This window comes from Nocardia sp. AB354 (genome assembly GCF_049538315.1).
Taxonomy (GTDB): Bacteria; Actinomycetota; Actinomycetes; order Mycobacteriales; family Mycobacteriaceae; genus Nocardia; species Nocardia nova.
The window spans coordinates 44,543-59,956 of the sequence record NZ_JBMVFU010000037.1 but is presented as its reverse complement, the minus strand read 5'-3'; the positions used below and the strand labels follow the sequence as shown (position 1 = coordinate 59,956).

Here is a 15,414-nt window from a genome sequence, read left to right as displayed (position 1 = left end):
CGATATCCCGAACTCTGCCATTCCTCTTTGATCAGCGATTCGAGCTCGTCGTCGGAGCCGACATCGTCGAAATAGTGGGACGCGCGACGGGGAAGTTTCGGTTTGAGGGGTGCGAGAAGCTCTCCGTACGCGCCCTGTTCGGTACTGGCGGCGTACACGGTCTGCTGACCTTCGACGTCGTAGCGGTTCCACTCCGCCCGTGATTCGTCGCTGGAAATCCCGCGCTGGAGCGGATTGAGCGGTCCATAGGAAGGTTTCGCCAGCCGATAGACCTCGCGAGACGCCGCGGGGAGAAGCGCGAATCCGGTCTTTGCGCAGCGCCGAGCATTTCGGGTTTCGCGCACAGACACCGGTCTCCCTCTTCCGACAGCCTCCCAAAGGGGGAAGTTTATCGAAAGAGAGCTTTCCCGCGCGGCCAGGTCGACCGAGTCAGTTGTCCGAGCCGTCGACGAATGCGACTGCGGCAGCGATGGTCTCGCGGAATCGGTCCGCACGGATCGCCAGGGCGGGCGACTCCTCACCCAGCCGCGGATTGGCTCCGATGAACCACGACCGCGCCACATCGCTGTCCTCGGCGGTCGCCAGGATGATCCAGCATCGATGCGCGACCTGCAGGCGAGCCAGTGCGGCATCCCGGGGCGTCGGCCCTTCGGCATGGGACCACTTGTGCGGCAGCTTGCGGTCGCGGACTCCGGCGATCAACGCCACCAGCGTGGGACCCAGATGTTGGACGAGTTGCCGCGCCAGCTCCGCCGGACGCAGTTTGGCCGTATCGACATGACTGGTGATGGCGAGAGCGTTCGCAACGGTCATCTGTCTCAACCCTCCAGTGCACGTGCCGGCCGCAACACGGGCGGATAGTTCAGTGTAGCCGAAAATGCCACCCTAATGCAACCACTTCTGCTACCTTATCAACCTCCGTATCACCCGTCCGGAACACCGCACTCCCGCTAGGACCTCCCTGTTCCATGCGACTGTCGAGAAATACGCGCGGAAGTCACTCCTCGGGACTGCACAGTCCCCCGTCGCCGCCCAGCGACGCCGACGCCCTGACCGTGAGCCTGCACTACCTGGTCTATTACCGGAACGAGTACGAACGCTCCCGACTGGTGGTCAAGACCCGGGCCAAGCGGGTGGTCGTATGGACCGCCGTCGCCAACGGTGTCATCGCCGTCCTCGGTACGGCGGTGGCCGTCTTCCAGGCTCCCTGGATAGGTCTGCTCAGCACGGGCCTCGCCGCGTCGATCGGCGTGGTCACCGCCTGGGACGGCTTGTATCGCCACCGCGAGATGTGGATTCAGCGCAGCGTCATCATCGGCCAGCTCCAGACACTGCTGCGCGGCGTCGAACTCCGGCGCGCTCAGCACGAGGACCGCGATGTGCTCGCGCGAGAGGCGATGATCGAACTCAATGCGATCCTCGCCGAAGATCTGGAAGCCTGGACCTCGATGCGCCGGACCCAGCCACTGGCGCGCGAAGCCGCCGACACGAGCAAGGACCGCTAGTCCCGCTCTGCTCGAATCCGGTCCGCCTCTGAGGGGTTGTGATCGCTACGAAAGAGTCTCCGGACAGCCGGCAGCGGCCGACATTTCTACAAGACGCGCGGCCGCGACCTCCGGGACGGTAAGGGGATCAGCCGTCCTCAGGAGGAGATATGAAAACTGCCGCTGCCGGTCGGGCGAGACGCGTGGTGCTGCTGCTGGTCAGCGCGCTCGTCGCACTGCTCGTCGGGAACACCACAGGGGTCGCGACGGCCGCACCGGACGATTCCGTGGACCGGATGGTCCCGCTGCCGGACGGCGATATCCACGTCGTCACCAGCGGAGCGCCGAGCGCACGGGCGGTGGTGCTGATCCACGGGACCGGTGGCTCGGTCTCGTGGTGGGATCCGGTACTGCCCGCGCTGGCGGACTTCTACGTGGTGCGGGTGGACCTGCTCGGTCACGGCCGCTCGGCCAAACCGGACAGCGGTTACGGCATGGCCGAACAAGGACATCGGGTCGGGGCGGTCCTCGACCGGCTCGGGGTGCGGCACGCGATCGTCGTCGGGCACTCCACCGGCGGATACGTGGCGACCGAACTCGCCGCTCAGCGCCGGGATCTGGTGAGCGCGATCGGATTGATCAGCACCGGGTCCCGCCTGGACGCGTTCACCGACAACGGCCCGCTCGGCAACCTGCTGTTCGTCCCGCAGATCGGGCAACCGCTGTGGCCCCTGCTTCCGGACGCCGCCATTCGGTACGCCATGAGCAGCGCGTTCACTCGCGACGTCGCGATTCCGCAGCAGCTGGTGGACGACTTCCACGGCATGACCTACCGCAGTATCACCGCCACCTCCGACGCATCGGATGTCTATCTGCGGGAACGGCAGGAACCCGACCGCCTCGCCGATCTCGGGCTGCCGAGCCTGGTGCTCTACGGTTCCCGGGACCACCGGTGGCCGGCCGCATCCTTCCAGGACTACCGGCGCGTGCCGGGTGTGCGGATCGAATCGCTCGACTGCGGCCACAGCCCGATGATCGAGGAGCCCGGCCTCACCGGAGAACTCCTGCGCGACTTCGCCGGTCGGCACTGAAGCCGCACGACGCGCCTTCGAGCGCCGGGAGTTCGTGACCCACATCACTGTGCGAGGTGGATGAGTTCTCCCGGCGCGTTCCGTCTACCCGAATATGAGCGCACAGACCACCGCAGCGGTGAAGGGTCCCGCGTCCTACTTCCCCGCCATCGAGAAGAAATACGGTCGGCCCGTCGAGGAATGGTTCGACATCGTTCGCGGATCGGAGCTGACCAAGCATATGGAGCTGGTCGCCTGGTTGAAGAGTGAGCACGGGCTGGGGCACGGGCACGCGAATGCGCTTGTCGCGCATGTGCGCAGCATCGACAACGGGTAGGCAGCGCGGGACCGGCCCGACACGCGCAGGCGCCGGCCGTCGAACCGGCCCACGTCCTCAATCGGTCGCGAGAGCCGCCGCGCCCACCAGCGTGGCACCGTCGGTGATCGGGGATTTCAGGACACGAAGTTCACGGATGAAGCCGAGGCCGGCATGTTTCACCACGGCCGCCCGCAGCGGATCCCACAGCGGGGCGCCGGATTCGGCGAAACCGCCACCGATCACGACACGGTCGATGTCGAGCATCGCGGCGGCAGACGAAATGGCTTGTCCCAGGGCTGTCCCCGCGCGCGACAGCGCGGCCGCGGCGACGGCGTCACCCGCTCCGGCGGCGCGTGCCAGTTCCATCCCGGTCGTTCCCGTCCAGCCCTGTGCGCGTGCCCACCGGACCGAGGACATGCCACTCGCGACGGCCTCCACACATCCGACACCGCCGCAGGCACACGGCACATCCCAGCCCGGTACCACGATATGGCCGACGTGCCCGGCATTCCCGGTGCGGCCCACGAGAACTCGGCCGTCGCTGACGATGCCGCCGCCGATTCCGGAGGAGACCGTCATCGCCAACCCGGAACGGACACCGCGTAAACCACCGACGCGATACTCCGCCAATGCCAAGGCCGCGCCGTCGATCGCGAATCGAATATCGGCCTCGGGGAACAGTTCTCGCACCGCGGCGACGATCGGGAAGCCGTCACGCCACTCCGGAATGTTCAAGGGCGCGGTGCTACCGGCACCGACATCCACCGGACCGGCGGCGGCGATTCCGATCGAGGTCACCTCGAATTCGCCGGTGCCACAGGTGTCGTCGGCCGATGCGACAGCTACCACCTGCCGCAGCAGCTCGCGGCAGGCTTCCCACGCTCCCCGGGAAGGCACGTCGACTCGGCGCATGTGCCGCAACAGGGACAGCGATCGGGGTCGCGCTGCGGGGTCGTCGTACGAAACGGACTCGATCGGCGCCGCCGCCACGGCCGCGGCGAATTTCGTCGCGCCGATATCCACAGCCAGCACGCCCATCTCGCCACCGCCTCCTCAGCGCATCACCCGATCGGATGCACGGTACCCACTCGGCGAGCGAGAGCTGTCAGGACTCCTCGGTATTCACCAGATGCTCGAACGCCCGCAGGTTCTTCAGCGATTCACCGCGCGAGACACGCCATTTCCATTCGCGCCGAATGGATTCCGCGAAACCGAGCTCCAGCAGCACATTGAAGTCGCCGTCGACCGCCTCGAGAATCTGGCCGAAGATGCGGTCCAGTTCGTCGGGGGTCACGGCATGGGTCGCGATGCGGCCGACCAGATAGATGTCACCGACCCGGTCCAGGGTGTAGGCGACACCATAGAGGCGGCGGTTGCGGCGCAGCAGATACTTGTAGACACCCTCGAAGTTCTCGTCGGGTTTGCGGCAGACGAAGCATTCGAAGCGCACGCCGTGCTTGCCGACCGTCAGCATGACCGTCGTCTTCAGCTTGCGCTCACCGGGCAGCACCACGACGAAGGTGTCCCGGCCCTCGCGGGTGTAGTCGATCTCGCGCTCACGCACGGTGTCGTCGATCAGCTGCGCGGTCTGCGCGATGGTGTCACTCACCGGCGTACCACTCCCATCCGGCGCCGCCACAGCGCCCGCGACCTTGCTTGACTGCTCTCTGTCAGCAACGTACCCGGCATTCGCGAACGCACACCCCGATGCCCGGCCAACGCCCCGGCATAGCAGTCGAGCAACCCGTCGGCGGTGTGTTCCCAGGAGAAACCGGCCGCATGATCCACCGCTGCCGCACCCATCCGCCGCAACCGTTCCGGATCGTCGAGCAGCCCGCGCAGGGCGGCCGCCCACTCGTCGGCCTGGTGCCCGGACACCAGCATGCCCGAAACACCGTCTCGCACAGCGGTACTCAACCCGCCGACGTCGGCGGCCAGCACCGGTGTGCCGCTGGCCTGCGCCTCGATGGCGACCAGGCCGAACGACTCGTTGTAACTCGGCACCGCGACCATATCCGCGGCCCGGTACACCTGCACCAGACGATGCGGCGGCTGCGGCGGCAGGAATGTCACCCGATCCGAGATGCCGAGCGTGGCGGCCAACTCGATCAGCGCGTCCGGGCGATCCAGCCCGGTGCCCGAGGGTCCACCCACGATGAGCACCCGCAGCTTGCGTTCGGGTTCGGCGCGCAGCACCTCGGCCGCCGCGAACACGAGCACATCGGGAGCCTTGAGCGGCTGGATCCGGCCGACGAAGGCCACCACCTGCTCATCCGGCTCGATACCGAATTCGGCGCGCGCGGCCGCCCGGTCACCGGGGCGATAGCGGGACAGGTCCGCACCCGGGGGCACCACGTCGATGCGCTCGGATTCGGCGCCGTAGAGCTCGACGAGCTGGCGGGCCTCCTCGGCGGTATTGGCGACCAGCCGATCCGATTCGGCGATGATCTGTTTCTCGCCGACCACCCGCGACAGCGGTTCCGGTGTATCGCCCTCGGCCAGGAATGCGTTCTTCACCGCGGCCAGCGTGTGCGCGGTGTGTACCAGCGGCACCCGCCACCGATCCCGGGCCAGCCAGCCCACCTGCCCCGACAGCCAGTAGTGCGAATGGATCAGGTCGTAGTAGCCGGGCAGCTGCCGGGCCTCCTGACGCAACACCTCCGCCGCGAACGGGCAGAGCTGAGTCGGCAGATCGTGCTTGTCCAGCCCCTCGAACGGTCCCGCCACCACATGCCGCACCAGCACCCCCGGCGCGGCCTCGACCACCGGCTCGTCGTTGGAGGATGTCGCACGCGTGAAGATCTCCACCTCTACGCCGCGGCGAGCCAGCTGTAGCGCCGACTGCAGCACGTAGACGTTCATCCCGCCCGCATCGCCGGTACCCGGCTGCGCGAGCGGAGAGGTGTGCACCGACAACACCGCGATCCGATGCGGACGTTGATCCGGGCGATAACTCACACACTCCAGTGTGCACGCCTCGACGCGTCAACCGTTATGCGCTCGTGCCTCGAGTGAGCGTAGTCACACCCATGGCTGGGAGGTGGTGGTGGACGGGATCACCCGAGCGAGACAACGAATTCCGTGAGCTCATCGGCGAAGCGCTGGGGATCCTCGACGAACAGGCCGTGCTGGGCGTCGTCCCAGAACGAGGTGCGCGCCTGGGGGGCGTGCTCGGCGATGTAGCGGCCGTTCTCGACGGGCACCACGGGATCGGCGGCGCCGTGCATGACGAAGACCGGAACGTCGAGGTTGCGCAGGGTCTCGGTGTTGTCGACGGTGCGGTAGAACAGCGCCTTGCGGACGCGGGGCGGAGTCGCGAGGCTGCCGCCGAACAGGCGCTGGGCGTCCTCGCCCTTGTCCCGGCCGGGTCCGGTGTTGGCGTTGCCGAAGGCGGCGAAGCCGCGCATCGCCCGGCCGGCGCTCTCCTCGAACACGTCGGGGATGGCCTTCTGCATCGCCGGCCCGGGCTGGGAACCCTCGACGCCCCGGCCGATCCCGGCCTGCGATCCGCAGTACACCACCCCGGCCACGGCGCCGGTGCCGTACGCGGTCAGATAGTCGCTGAGCACGATGCCGCCGTAGGACCAGCCCAGCAGCACGGCATCGGCGGTGATGTTCTCCGCGGCCAGCACCGCGGCGACGTCGGCCGCCCAGTTCTTCGGATCGTCGTATCCGGTCTCGGGCGCATCGGAGTACCCGTGCCCGCGCAGATCGACGGCGACCACGCGGAAGGTCTCGGCCAGAATCTCCGCCGCACGGCCCCAGCACCGCAACGTGCCCGCCCACCCGTGCAACAACACCAGCGGACGTCCCTGTTCGGGCCCGGAGACCTCATACACGATATTGGTTCCGTCCGCGCTGACCACATCCCGAATCGCCATGCTCGCCAGGTTAACGGGGACGCTAGGCTCGATTCCCATGAGCACTCGTCACGCCGTCGTCACCGGAGCGAGCTCGGGAATCGGTGAGGCTACCGCCCGCGAGCTCGCGAAACAGGGCTATCACGTGTACGTGGGGGCGCGCCGGATGGACCGGCTGCAGGCGCTGGCCGACGAAATCGGCGGTACCGCAATCGAATTGGACGTCACCGACGAGTCGTCGGTACGCCTGTTCACGGATGCGGTCGAACGGGCCGACGTGCTGGTCAACAATGCCGGCGGGGCGAAGGGGCTGGCGCCGGTCACCGAGGCCGACCTCGACGACTGGCGGTGGATGTGGGAGACCAACGTGCTCGGCACGCTGCGGGTGACCAAGGCGCTGCTGCCGAAGTTGATCGACTCGGGTGACGGGCTGATCGTCACCGTCACCTCGGTCGCCGCCCTGCAGCCCTACGACAACGGCTCCGGCTACACCTCGGCCAAACACGCGCAGGCCGTCCTGCATCGCACACTGCGCGGCGAGCTGCTGGGCAAGCCGGTGCGGCTCACCGAAATCGCGCCGGGCGCGGTCGAAACCGAATTCTCGCTGGTCCGGTTCGGCGGCGACACCGAGCGGGCGGCCAAGGTCTACGAAGGTATCGACCCGCTGTTCGCCGCCGACATCGCCGAAATCATCGGCTTCGTCGCGAGCCGCCCCCCGCACGTCAACCTCGACACCATCGTGGTGAAGCCGCGCGACCAGGCCGACGCCGGCCGCTTCGCCCGCCGCTGAGCCTGCGCCCGGCGCGCAGCCGGACGCGACCACGACGGCCCGAACTCGACGGGCCGGTCAGCGGGTTCTAGCTGCCGCCGCGCACGGGACCCGGCGCCACCGGAGTCGCCGATACCACCGGTGCGGGCTGGCCCTGGATCGCCGACATGGTCTTCCAGGTGTCCCAGTCGATGGTCCAGTCGTAGAGGTCGCCGTCGGCGGCGGACAAGGCGATCGACGTGCCGGTAACCTCGACCGGGTCGCCGTACATGGCCGTCGGGAAGTACTGCTGGGCGTCGCCGGTGCTCAGGTTGATGCAGCCGTTGGTGACGTTGGTATTGCCTTGCGCGGAGGCCGATTCCGGGTTCGCGTGGATGAATTCGCCGTTGTTGGAGATGCGTACTGCCCAGCGTTCGCGAACGTTGGTGTAGAACGGCGGATTCGACATCAGGAAGTCTTCGTACTTCTCGGTCACCACGTGAATGCCCGAACGCGTCACGTTGCGCGCCTCGTTGCCCTCGCCGAAACTGCACGGGAAGTCGAACAGCGTCGAACCGTCCCGGATCACCTGCACCCGGTGGCTGGGCGCGTAACCCTTCACGATCTGGCTGCGGCCGATGGTGAACTGCGAGGACAGATCGGAGTTGCCGTAGGCGCCGCCGCCCAGGTCCAGGCCGTACAGCTTGGCGGCGAAGGTCACCGCCGTGCCGGGCGCCCAGTAGTTGCGCGGGCGCCAGTGCGCGCGGGACCCGCCGTTCTCGTCGGGCAGCCAGGCCCAGCCGCCCTCGGTCTCCGGAGTGGTCGTGACGGTCAGCGCCTTCTCGACCGCCTCCTTGTTCTCGACGTGCTTCTTGAACTGCACGATGATCGGCGCGGCGATGCCGACCTCTTGCCCGTCACCGATGTTGATGGTGGCGGGCACGGTCTGTTTGGGGGCGAGGGTGGTGAATTTCGACTCGATCGGCACGGGCTTGTTGTCGGTGCCGACCGCCGTGCCCGACCAGGTGTAGGTGACGCCGTAGCCGAGCGGCTCGTTGACCTTGAAACTGCTCCTGTCGGGCGACAGGACGCCGGTGACCTGCTTACCGTCCGGATTGGTCAGGGCGACCTGGTCCAGGCGGCCACTGGTCACGGTCACCGAGACGGGCGCGATCGGGTTGACGTCGCCGGTTCCGTTCCCGGGCTCGAATTTCAGCTTCGCGACCGGGCCGGACTCCTTCGGCGCGGACGAACCGCTCCCGCCGCTGCCCGAACATCCGGCCACCAGCGCGGCCACCGCCAGCTGGCCGGCCCCGACCAGAACGGCCCGGCGGCCGGCAATTCCTCGAATGTTCACTTCCGCGAATTTACCGCGCCCCTCCGACAGCCCGGCCCGATCGGAACGTGGCGCCCGCCACCCGTCAGAGCTCGAGACCGACGGTCACCGGTTCGGGTTCCAGCCTGATTCCGAAACACTGTTCGACGCCCGCCCGCACGGTGCGCGCCAGGTCCACCAAGTCCGCGGCGCGGGCAGAACCCCTGTTGGTCAGGGCGAGTGTATGTTTCGTCGACAACCGGACGGGAGCGTCCGGACCTGGGAAACCCTTGCCGAATCCCGCGCGTTCGATCAGCCAGCCCGCGGAGAATTTCACCCCACCCTCGGCGGCATAGGTCGGAATAGTGATATCGCCCACATGCGCCCGGATCGCCTCGACGACGGCGGGCGCCCGATCGTGCGCCACCACGGGATTGGTGAAGAACGACCCGGCGCTCCAGGTGTCGTGGTCGGCCGGATCGAGCACCATGCCCTTGCCGGCGCGCAAGGCGAGTACCGCCTCGCGCACGGCCGCGGCCGGACGGGACTCGCCGTCGGCGGCATCGAAGGCGCGGGCCAGTTCGCCGTATCGCAGTGGGGCGCTGGCACCGTCGGGATTCACCTGGAACTCCACCGCCAGCACCACCGCCCGATCGGAATGCTTGAGCACCGAGGTGCGGTAACCGAAGCCGAGTTCCTCCGGTGCGGCCCATCGGATTTCGCCGCTGACGCGATCCAGCAGGCGAATCCGGCGCAGCGCCTGCGCCACCTCGACGCCGTAGGCGCCGACGTTCTGCACCGGCGTCGCGCCGGCCGAACCCGGAATTCCGGACAGGCACTCGAGTCCGCCGAATCCGGCGGCGACCGTCGTGGCGACCACGCCGTCCCAGTCCGCGCCCGCCTCGGCCGTCACACTGTCGGCTCCGAGCTCGACGGCGTCGGTGGCGATGCGGACGACGACGCCGGCGAATCCGCTGTCGGCGATCAGCAGGTTGGAGCCACCGGCCACCAGCAGCACCGGAACGCCCGCGGTGTCGAGCGTGCGCACCGTCTCGACGAGTGCCTCGGTGGTGCGACATTCGGCGACCGTCGCGGGCCCGCCGACCCGCAGGGTGGTCAGCTGCGCCAGCGGCACCGATTCGCGCACCTGCGCGCCGGTCGCGGCCAGCAACTCCCGCACGTTGTCGAATGCCACCACTCGAGATGTCTGCACATCGAAAGACGGTAGCGTGTCACACCATGGCGACACCCCTGGCGTACACAGCTCACTACGCGCACCCCGCCGCGGCGGTGCGTGCTGCGCTCGCCGACGAGCAGTACTGGAAGGACCGCATCGAGGAGGTCGGCGGGCCCGGTGCGCGGCTGGACTCCTTCTCGGCCGACGGGGACCGGCTGCGCGTGGAGATGGTGCAGACCATCCCCGCCTCCGAACTGCCCGCCGCGATCACCTCGGTCCGCCCGGGCGATCTGATCATCCCGCGTACCGAGACCTACGAGGGCCTGTCCGGCGTTTTCGAAGCGCATGTCGAGGGTGCGCCGGCGAAGGTGCGCGGCACGGTCACCCTGACCGGTTCCGACACCGCCTCCCAGGCCGTGGTCGACGGCTCGGTCGAGGTGACGATCCCGTTGTTCGGCAAGAAGATCGAGGCCGTGGTGGCCGAGAAACTGCTGGAACTGCTGGCCTCGGAGACCGACTTCACCAACACCTGGATCGCCAACCACTGATCGGGGCGCTCCCCGGGGACCAGTACCCTGGTCCCCCATGGCCCGCCGACTGGACTATTCCGCTCGCTATCCGCTGCACACCACCGAAGAGGTGTACGCGGCGCTGTCCGACCGCGCCTACTGGGATGCGCGGATGGAGGAGATGCGCAAGCACTCGCCGAACGAGGTGGTCCACCTGCAGGCCGACGGCGACGGTATCGAGGTCGAAGTCCGCCACATCCTGCCGCGCGACATGCTGCCCGAGATCGCGCAGACGGTGATGCGCAAGGACCTGGTGATCACCCGCAAGGAGAGCTACGGGCCGTTCGGTCCCGAGGTCGAGGGTGAGTTCAGCGCATCGATTCCGGCCGGTCCGGGGACGCTGACCGGCACCGTGCGCTTGTTTCCCACCGAGACCGGCTGCACCCTGCGCACCTCACCCGTGGCTAAGGTCTTCATTCCGATGCTGGGGCCCAAACTCGAGCAGATGATGCTGGTCAACCTCGTGGACCTGTTCCGCGCCGAAGCCGAATTCACCCAGCAGTGGCTCGAAGAGCAGCGCCCGACGGCCTGAGTTCCGTGGCTCCACCGCACGCCTGCATCACCACGATGAGACCGCCGGGCCGGCCCCGTGCTGCGAACATCGGACATCTCGGCTCGGCCGGCCACTCGCGCACCGCCGCCGTACCGTCGGCCGGGGGTACGTCCAAGCCGGTGGGCGCCATCACGCGCGGAACCACCGGGATCAATCGGCTGCGCCGCAGCGACCGCTGGCTGAGCCACGATCCACTGGTCGTCGAGCGGCTGCGGTCGGCCGCCGACCCGCTGGTGGTCGATCTGGGCTACGGGGCGAGTCCGGTGACCACGCTGGAATTGGCGGCCCGGCTGCGCCGGGTGCGCGCCGACATTCGCGTCGTCGGTCTGGAGATCGATCCCGAGCGCGTCGTTCCCGCTCGCGACGGCGTGCACTTCGCCCGGGGCGGATTCGAACTCGCGGGACTGCGGCCGGTCCTGGTGCGGGCGTTCAATGTGCTGCGGCAATACGACGAGAGCGAGGTCGCGCAGGCGTGGGCGACAATTCTCGGCGGATTGGCTCCCGAGGGACTCCTGCTCGAGGGCACCTGTGACGAACTGGGCCGCCGCTGCGCGTGGATTCTGCTCGACCGCGACGGCCCGATCTCGCTGACGCTGGCCTGGGATCCGTTCACCGTCGGCAAACCCTCCGATATCGCCGAACGGCTGCCGAAGGCGTTGATCCACCGCAATATTCGCGGTGAACGCGTGCACACGCTGCTCACCGCGGCCGACCGGGCGTGGGCGCATGCCGCGCCGATGGCGGTGTACGGGCCGCGCGTGCGCTGGCGGGTGGCGGCGGAACTGTTGCGGGAACAAGGCTTTCCGGTGCGGAACTACCGGCGGCGGATGCGTGATTGCGTCCTGTCGGTGCCGTGGGAGTGTGTGCGGCCCGACTGAATTCGCGGTGCGCGATCGCCGGGTTCAGGCCGCGGCGAGGGCGCGGCGCACCCGTGCGGCCGCATGCGGCGGCAAATTCGCACTCGCCGAAGCGATTTCGTGCGGAATGCAGCGATGGATGGCGACCGCGTCGGCGACCACCTCGTCCAGCGCCCCCTGTCCGATCCCGGTTTCGGCGAGGTCCAGTACGGTCCGCACGGGGGTGGTCACCAGGAACGCACCGGCCGACTCCACATCACCGCGATGCAGCTCGCGGCGCAGGACGACCAGCCGCGGGGCCGCGGGCGGGCGGCCGGCACTCGCGGACAGGTGCAGAAAGCGCGGGCGCAGGCGGCCCAGGCCGTGCAGTTCGGCAGCGCTGTGATGGGAGACGGCGGCGGCGCCGTCGAACCAGGCCGCCCACATCGCGTATTCGTCGAGCGGGCCGTCCGGCCAATCGGCCATGCGCAGAATGCCGAGGCCGGCGCGGATCACGGAACCGTCGGCGAGGGCGCCGCGGATCCGGTGCTCACAGCCGGCCCGCAATACGATGCGCGTGGTGAAGTATCCGGCGTGCCGATCGGCCAGCCGGCGCAGCACCCACCAGCCTTGCTCGGAATCCCCCGGTCGGCGCGCGGCCGCGGCATCCCCTGCATCGTGCGCGGACATGGGATCAGGTTACGCCGGACCGCTGTGCCTCATGTCACAATCACGTCGGCACTGCATGACAAGCCTCACAGGCTCCACAGAGCGGGCTCAGAAAGCTCGGGAAGAATCGGTTGCCATGACCACTCCGGACACCGCGGTACCCGCTCCCGCACCGGCGGGTGAACCCAAACGCCGCAACGGGCGGCGGATCGCACTGATCGTCGGACTCGTCGTGCTGCTCGCGCTGGTCGGCACCGCGGCGGGCGCCGAAACCTATCTGCGCCACAAGAATCAGCAGTGCATGGCCTCCCAGGTCGAGAAGGAGCTGGGGTCGAAGGTCGATGTGGGATTCGGGCCGAAGCCGTTACTGCTCACCGCCGTCGACCACAAGGTCCAGTACATCACCGTCGACAGCGACGACGCGAAGTTCGGGCCCGCCGTGGACATGAAGGTGCACGCCCGGCTCAACGACATCACCCTGCTCGACGGCGGGCGCGGCGGCGCGAAGGTAGGCAGCAGCTCCGCCGACGCGACCTGGAGCAACGAGGGCATCGCCCAGACCCTGACCGGGCTCGTCTCCGGCGTGGAATCGGATCCGGCCGGCGGCACCCTGGACGTCAAGGTGCTCGGCGGTATCGCCGATCTGAAGGTTCAGCCGCACATCGTGGACGGCAAGATCGAGGTCAGCACGCAGTCGGCCTCGCTGCTCGGGCTGGGGCTGCCCACCGATCTGGTCGACAGCATCGTCGGTTCGATGACGCAGAGCCTGCAGAACTACCCGCTGGGTATGCAGCCGACCAGCGTGAAGGTCACCGACAACGGCATCTCCGTGTCGCTGCGGGGCGGCCCGACCACCCTGCAGGGCGGTGGCGACACGGAGATCCGCTGCTGATCGAGCCGGGGTGCAGCGAGCCCGGCGCCGCTCGCGGGCTCTACTCCGGGAAGCCGGCCAGCACATCGGCCGAGCGGGACAACCCCAGCCGGGTCGCACCGGCGTCGATCAGTTCGGCGGCCGCGGCGGCGGTGCGAATTCCGCCGCTGGCCTTGATGCCGAGCCGCCCGCCGACGGTCTCCCGCATCAGCCGCACGGCCCGTACCTCGGCGCCGCCCGCGGGGTGGAATCCGGTGGAGGTCTTCACGAAATCGGCGCCGGCGCGTTCGGCGGCACGGCACACCTCGACGATCGCCGCATCCGACAGCGCCGCGGACTCGACGATCACCTTGAGCAGCGCCCGATCCTCGACCGCCTCGCGGACGGTGACGATATCGGCGAGGACCGCGTTGTAGTCCCCCGCGACGGCCGCGCCGATGTCGATCACCATGTCGACCTCGGCCGCGCCCTGCTCTACCGCGAATCGCGCCTCGGTGCCCTTCACCAGGGAGTGGTGTTTGCCGGAGGGAAAGCCCGCGACCGTGGCGACGACCAGCCCGGGCGCGGTCACCGGCAGCATCGACGGAGACAGGCACACCGCGTAGACACCCAGTTCACGAGCCTCGGCGATGGTGTTCGCGACGTCGGCGGCGGTCGCCTCGGGGGCCAGCAACGTGTGATCGATCATCGCGGCGACCTGGGCGCGGGTGTAGGCGGTGGGAACGGTTTCGGACATGGGGACCAAGTCTGGCACAGCCCGCGAGCGTTCCCGGCCGCCGAGCGCTCGCGATCCGATGCGGCCCGCGAATTCGCTTACCCCGGACAGGCTTTGCGGCTCGCTGCCCGGGCGGCGTGATCGAACCGCGTGCGACCTGCGAGGATCGTGCCCATGAGTGGCACCGCGTCAGCCGATGATCGGCGTTTCGTCCTGAGCCTGGGCTGTCCCGACCGACCGGGCATCATCGCCCGCATCACCTCGTTCATCGCCGAATTCGGCGGGTCGATCGTGGAGGCCGGTTATCACTCCGATCCCGATACCGGCTGGTTCTTCACCCGCCAGGCCATCGCGGCGGCGACCGTGCCGTTCGGCATCGACGAGTTGCGTGAGCGCTTCACCGTGGTGGCCGCCGAACTGGGGCCGCAGACCGATTGGCAGCTGCTGGATTCCGGGCGTCGCCGCCGCGCGGTCCTGCTGGTCAGCCGCGACGGGCACTGCTTGCACGATCTGCTCGGCCGGGCCGCCAGTGGCGAGTTGCCCGCCACCATCGAAGCGGTGATCGGCAACCATCCGGATCTGGGCGAGATGACCCGCGCGCACGGTATTCCGTTCCACCACGTGCCCTTCCCCGCCGATCCGGCCGAACGCGGCCCGGCCTTCGAGCGGGTGCGCGAGCTCACCGACGCCCACGATCCGCACGCGGTGGTGCTGGCGCGGTTCATGCAGGTGCTGCCGGCCGAATTGTGCGAGCACTGGGCCGGGCGCGCGCTGAACATCCACCACAGCTTCCTGCCCTCGTTCGTGGGGGCGCGGCCGTATCACCAGGCCTTCGCCCGCGGCGTGAAGCTGATCGGCGCCACCTGCCATTACGTCACCGCCGACCTGGATGCGGGGCCCATCATCGAACAGGACGTCAGCCGTATCGACCATGCCGACACCGTGCGCGACATGGTCCGGCAGGGCCGCGACATCGAACGTGTGGTGCTCGCGCGCGGACTGCGCTGGCACCTGGAGGGGCGGGTGCTGGTGCACGGGCGGCGCACCGTCGTTTTCTCGTAGCCGGTCTTCTCGTAGCGACGCGGCGGGCCAAGACCGGGCGCCCTTGACCGGCCTTGGCGGACAACACGATTCAGCATCGTGTTGCCGTCCTCGCCGCGCGGAGCCGGCAGAGCGGCTCCGCTACGACAGGTCTTGTGGCGACTTCCCGATCCGAACGTGGGTCACC

The 15,414-nt window shown here is 68.6% G+C and carries 18 protein-coding genes and 1 pseudogene; 9 read left to right on the top strand and 10 right to left on the bottom strand.

Annotated features, from left to right (window positions below; all coding sequences use genetic code 11):
* Positions 1-344 (bottom strand): annotated as a pseudogene (locus ACPCUW_RS33415) (hypothetical protein); the annotation flags it as partial.
* A gap of 85 nt (positions 345-429) precedes the next feature.
* Entirely contained in the window at positions 430-813 is a 384-nt protein-coding gene (locus tag ACPCUW_RS33410) for a hypothetical protein (RefSeq protein ID WP_030516176.1), read from the bottom strand.
* Between the two features lie 155 nt (positions 814-968).
* Here ACPCUW_RS33410 and ACPCUW_RS33405 point away from each other — a divergent pair, with 155 nt between their 5' ends.
* The 3 genes from ACPCUW_RS33405 (at position 969) to ACPCUW_RS33395 (ending at position 2,891) form a co-directional block, all read left to right on the top strand.
* Positions 969-1,505: an SLATT domain-containing protein gene (locus ACPCUW_RS33405; RefSeq protein ID WP_146098765.1), complete on the top strand. Its 537-nt coding sequence runs from the start codon at positions 969-971 to the stop codon at positions 1,503-1,505.
* A 149-nt stretch (positions 1,506-1,654) separates the two neighbouring features.
* Positions 1,655-2,575 (top strand): alpha/beta fold hydrolase, encoded by a 921-nt coding sequence (locus ACPCUW_RS33400; protein WP_423429291.1) that lies wholly within the window; start codon positions 1,655-1,657, stop codon positions 2,573-2,575.
* Positions 2,576-2,669: 94 nt separating this feature from the next.
* Positions 2,670-2,891: a DUF4287 domain-containing protein gene (locus ACPCUW_RS33395; RefSeq protein WP_423429289.1), complete on the top strand. Its 222-nt coding sequence runs from the start codon at positions 2,670-2,672 to the stop codon at positions 2,889-2,891.
* Between the two features lie 57 nt (positions 2,892-2,948).
* Here the strand turns inward: ACPCUW_RS33395 and ACPCUW_RS33390 are convergent, their stop codons facing one another.
* The 4 genes from ACPCUW_RS33390 to ACPCUW_RS33375 form a co-directional block, all read right to left on the bottom strand.
* Positions 2,949-3,911 (bottom strand): ROK family protein, encoded by a 963-nt coding sequence (locus ACPCUW_RS33390; RefSeq protein ID WP_423429287.1) that lies wholly within the window; start codon positions 3,909-3,911, stop codon positions 2,949-2,951.
* Positions 3,912-3,978: 67 nt separating this feature from the next.
* Positions 3,979-4,482 (bottom strand): YbjN domain-containing protein, encoded by a 504-nt coding sequence (locus tag ACPCUW_RS33385; protein WP_423429286.1) that lies wholly within the window; start codon positions 4,480-4,482, stop codon positions 3,979-3,981.
* On the bottom strand, positions 4,479-5,831 hold the full coding sequence (gene mshA, locus ACPCUW_RS33380) for a D-inositol-3-phosphate glycosyltransferase (RefSeq protein WP_423429284.1): 1,353 nt from the start codon (positions 5,829-5,831) through the stop codon (positions 4,479-4,481). Before mshA ends, ACPCUW_RS33385 begins: the two co-directional genes overlap by 4 nt.
* Before the next feature lie 98 nt (positions 5,832-5,929).
* Entirely contained in the window at positions 5,930-6,754 is an 825-nt protein-coding gene (locus ACPCUW_RS33375) for an alpha/beta fold hydrolase (protein ID WP_423429282.1), read from the bottom strand.
* Between the two features lie 37 nt (positions 6,755-6,791).
* Here ACPCUW_RS33375 and ACPCUW_RS33370 point away from each other — a divergent pair, with 37 nt between their 5' ends.
* The gene (locus ACPCUW_RS33370; protein ID WP_063016266.1) at positions 6,792-7,523 is read left to right on the top strand and encodes an SDR family NAD(P)-dependent oxidoreductase; all 732 of its coding nucleotides are present in this window, start codon (positions 6,792-6,794) and stop codon (positions 7,521-7,523) included.
* 67 nt (positions 7,524-7,590) lie between these two features.
* Here ACPCUW_RS33370 and ACPCUW_RS33365 read toward each other — a convergent pair whose 3' ends face one another.
* A complete protein-coding gene (locus ACPCUW_RS33365) occupies positions 7,591-8,838 on the bottom strand; it encodes a L,D-transpeptidase (protein ID WP_104407540.1) in 1,248 nt (415 codons plus the stop codon).
* A 64-nt stretch (positions 8,839-8,902) separates the two neighbouring features.
* On the bottom strand, positions 8,903-9,994 hold the full coding sequence (locus ACPCUW_RS33360) for a UDP-N-acetylmuramate dehydrogenase (protein ID WP_423429293.1): 1,092 nt from the start codon (positions 9,992-9,994) through the stop codon (positions 8,903-8,905).
* A 41-nt stretch (positions 9,995-10,035) separates the two neighbouring features.
* Between ACPCUW_RS33360 and ACPCUW_RS33355 the strand changes: the two genes are divergently transcribed.
* The 3 genes from ACPCUW_RS33355 (at position 10,036) to ACPCUW_RS33345 (ending at position 11,973) form a co-directional block, all read left to right on the top strand.
* Positions 10,036-10,521 (top strand): DUF2505 domain-containing protein, encoded by a 486-nt coding sequence (locus ACPCUW_RS33355; protein ID WP_063016262.1) that lies wholly within the window; start codon positions 10,036-10,038, stop codon positions 10,519-10,521.
* A 37-nt stretch (positions 10,522-10,558) separates the two neighbouring features.
* Positions 10,559-11,074 carry a DUF2505 domain-containing protein gene (locus ACPCUW_RS33350; protein ID WP_063016260.1) on the top strand — a complete coding sequence of 172 codons (516 nt, stop codon included), beginning with the start codon at positions 10,559-10,561 and terminating at the stop codon, positions 11,072-11,074.
* A gap of 140 nt (positions 11,075-11,214) precedes the next feature.
* On the top strand, positions 11,215-11,973 hold the full coding sequence (locus tag ACPCUW_RS33345; protein WP_423429279.1) for a class I SAM-dependent methyltransferase: 759 nt from the start codon (positions 11,215-11,217) through the stop codon (positions 11,971-11,973).
* Between the two features lie 24 nt (positions 11,974-11,997).
* On the opposite strand, the gene ACPCUW_RS33340 is transcribed toward ACPCUW_RS33345, so the two are convergent.
* Positions 11,998-12,621 carry a hypothetical protein gene (locus ACPCUW_RS33340; protein ID WP_063016258.1) on the bottom strand — a complete coding sequence of 208 codons (624 nt, stop codon included), beginning with the start codon at positions 12,619-12,621 and terminating at the stop codon, positions 11,998-12,000.
* A gap of 115 nt (positions 12,622-12,736) precedes the next feature.
* Between ACPCUW_RS33340 and ACPCUW_RS33335 the strand changes: the two genes are divergently transcribed.
* Positions 12,737-13,492, top strand: a complete 756-nt coding sequence (locus tag ACPCUW_RS33335) for a DUF2993 domain-containing protein (RefSeq protein ID WP_082940536.1) — start codon at positions 12,737-12,739, stop codon at positions 13,490-13,492.
* Positions 13,493-13,532: 40 nt separating this feature from the next.
* Here the strand turns inward: ACPCUW_RS33335 and deoC are convergent, their stop codons facing one another.
* Positions 13,533-14,207: a deoxyribose-phosphate aldolase gene (deoC, locus tag ACPCUW_RS33330; RefSeq protein WP_063016257.1), complete on the bottom strand. Its 675-nt coding sequence runs from the start codon at positions 14,205-14,207 to the stop codon at positions 13,533-13,535.
* 153 nt (positions 14,208-14,360) lie between these two features.
* On the opposite strand from deoC, the gene purU reads away from it, so the two are divergent.
* Positions 14,361-15,248: a formyltetrahydrofolate deformylase gene (gene purU, locus ACPCUW_RS33325; RefSeq protein ID WP_030516159.1), complete on the top strand. Its 888-nt coding sequence runs from the start codon at positions 14,361-14,363 to the stop codon at positions 15,246-15,248.
* Positions 15,249-15,414: the final 166 nt, after the last annotated feature.

Coding starts and splice junctions, on each gene's coding strand:
- ACPCUW_RS33390 (WP_423429287.1), bottom strand. CDS start 3,911: ATGGGCGTGCTGGCTGTGGATATCGGCGCGACGAAATTCGCCGCGGCC.
- ACPCUW_RS33350 (WP_063016260.1), top strand. CDS start 10,559: ATGGCCCGCCGACTGGACTATTCCGCTCGCTATCCGCTGCACACCACC.
- ACPCUW_RS33400 (WP_423429291.1), top strand. CDS start 1,655: ATGAAAACTGCCGCTGCCGGTCGGGCGAGACGCGTGGTGCTGCTGCTG.
- ACPCUW_RS33410 (WP_030516176.1), bottom strand. CDS start 813: ATGACCGTTGCGAACGCTCTCGCCATCACCAGTCATGTCGATACGGCC.
- ACPCUW_RS33355 (WP_063016262.1), top strand. CDS start 10,036: ATGGCGACACCCCTGGCGTACACAGCTCACTACGCGCACCCCGCCGCG.
- deoC (WP_063016257.1), bottom strand. CDS start 14,207: ATGTCCGAAACCGTTCCCACCGCCTACACCCGCGCCCAGGTCGCCGCG.
- ACPCUW_RS33340 (WP_063016258.1), bottom strand. CDS start 12,621: ATGTCCGCGCACGATGCAGGGGATGCCGCGGCCGCGCGCCGACCGGGG.
- ACPCUW_RS33335 (WP_082940536.1), top strand. CDS start 12,737: ATGACCACTCCGGACACCGCGGTACCCGCTCCCGCACCGGCGGGTGAA.
- ACPCUW_RS33370 (WP_063016266.1), top strand. CDS start 6,792: ATGAGCACTCGTCACGCCGTCGTCACCGGAGCGAGCTCGGGAATCGGT.
- purU (WP_030516159.1), top strand. CDS start 14,361: ATGAGTGGCACCGCGTCAGCCGATGATCGGCGTTTCGTCCTGAGCCTG.
- ACPCUW_RS33405 (WP_146098765.1), top strand. CDS start 969: ATGCGACTGTCGAGAAATACGCGCGGAAGTCACTCCTCGGGACTGCAC.
- ACPCUW_RS33395 (WP_423429289.1), top strand. CDS start 2,670: ATGAGCGCACAGACCACCGCAGCGGTGAAGGGTCCCGCGTCCTACTTC.
- ACPCUW_RS33375 (WP_423429282.1), bottom strand. CDS start 6,754: ATGGCGATTCGGGATGTGGTCAGCGCGGACGGAACCAATATCGTGTAT.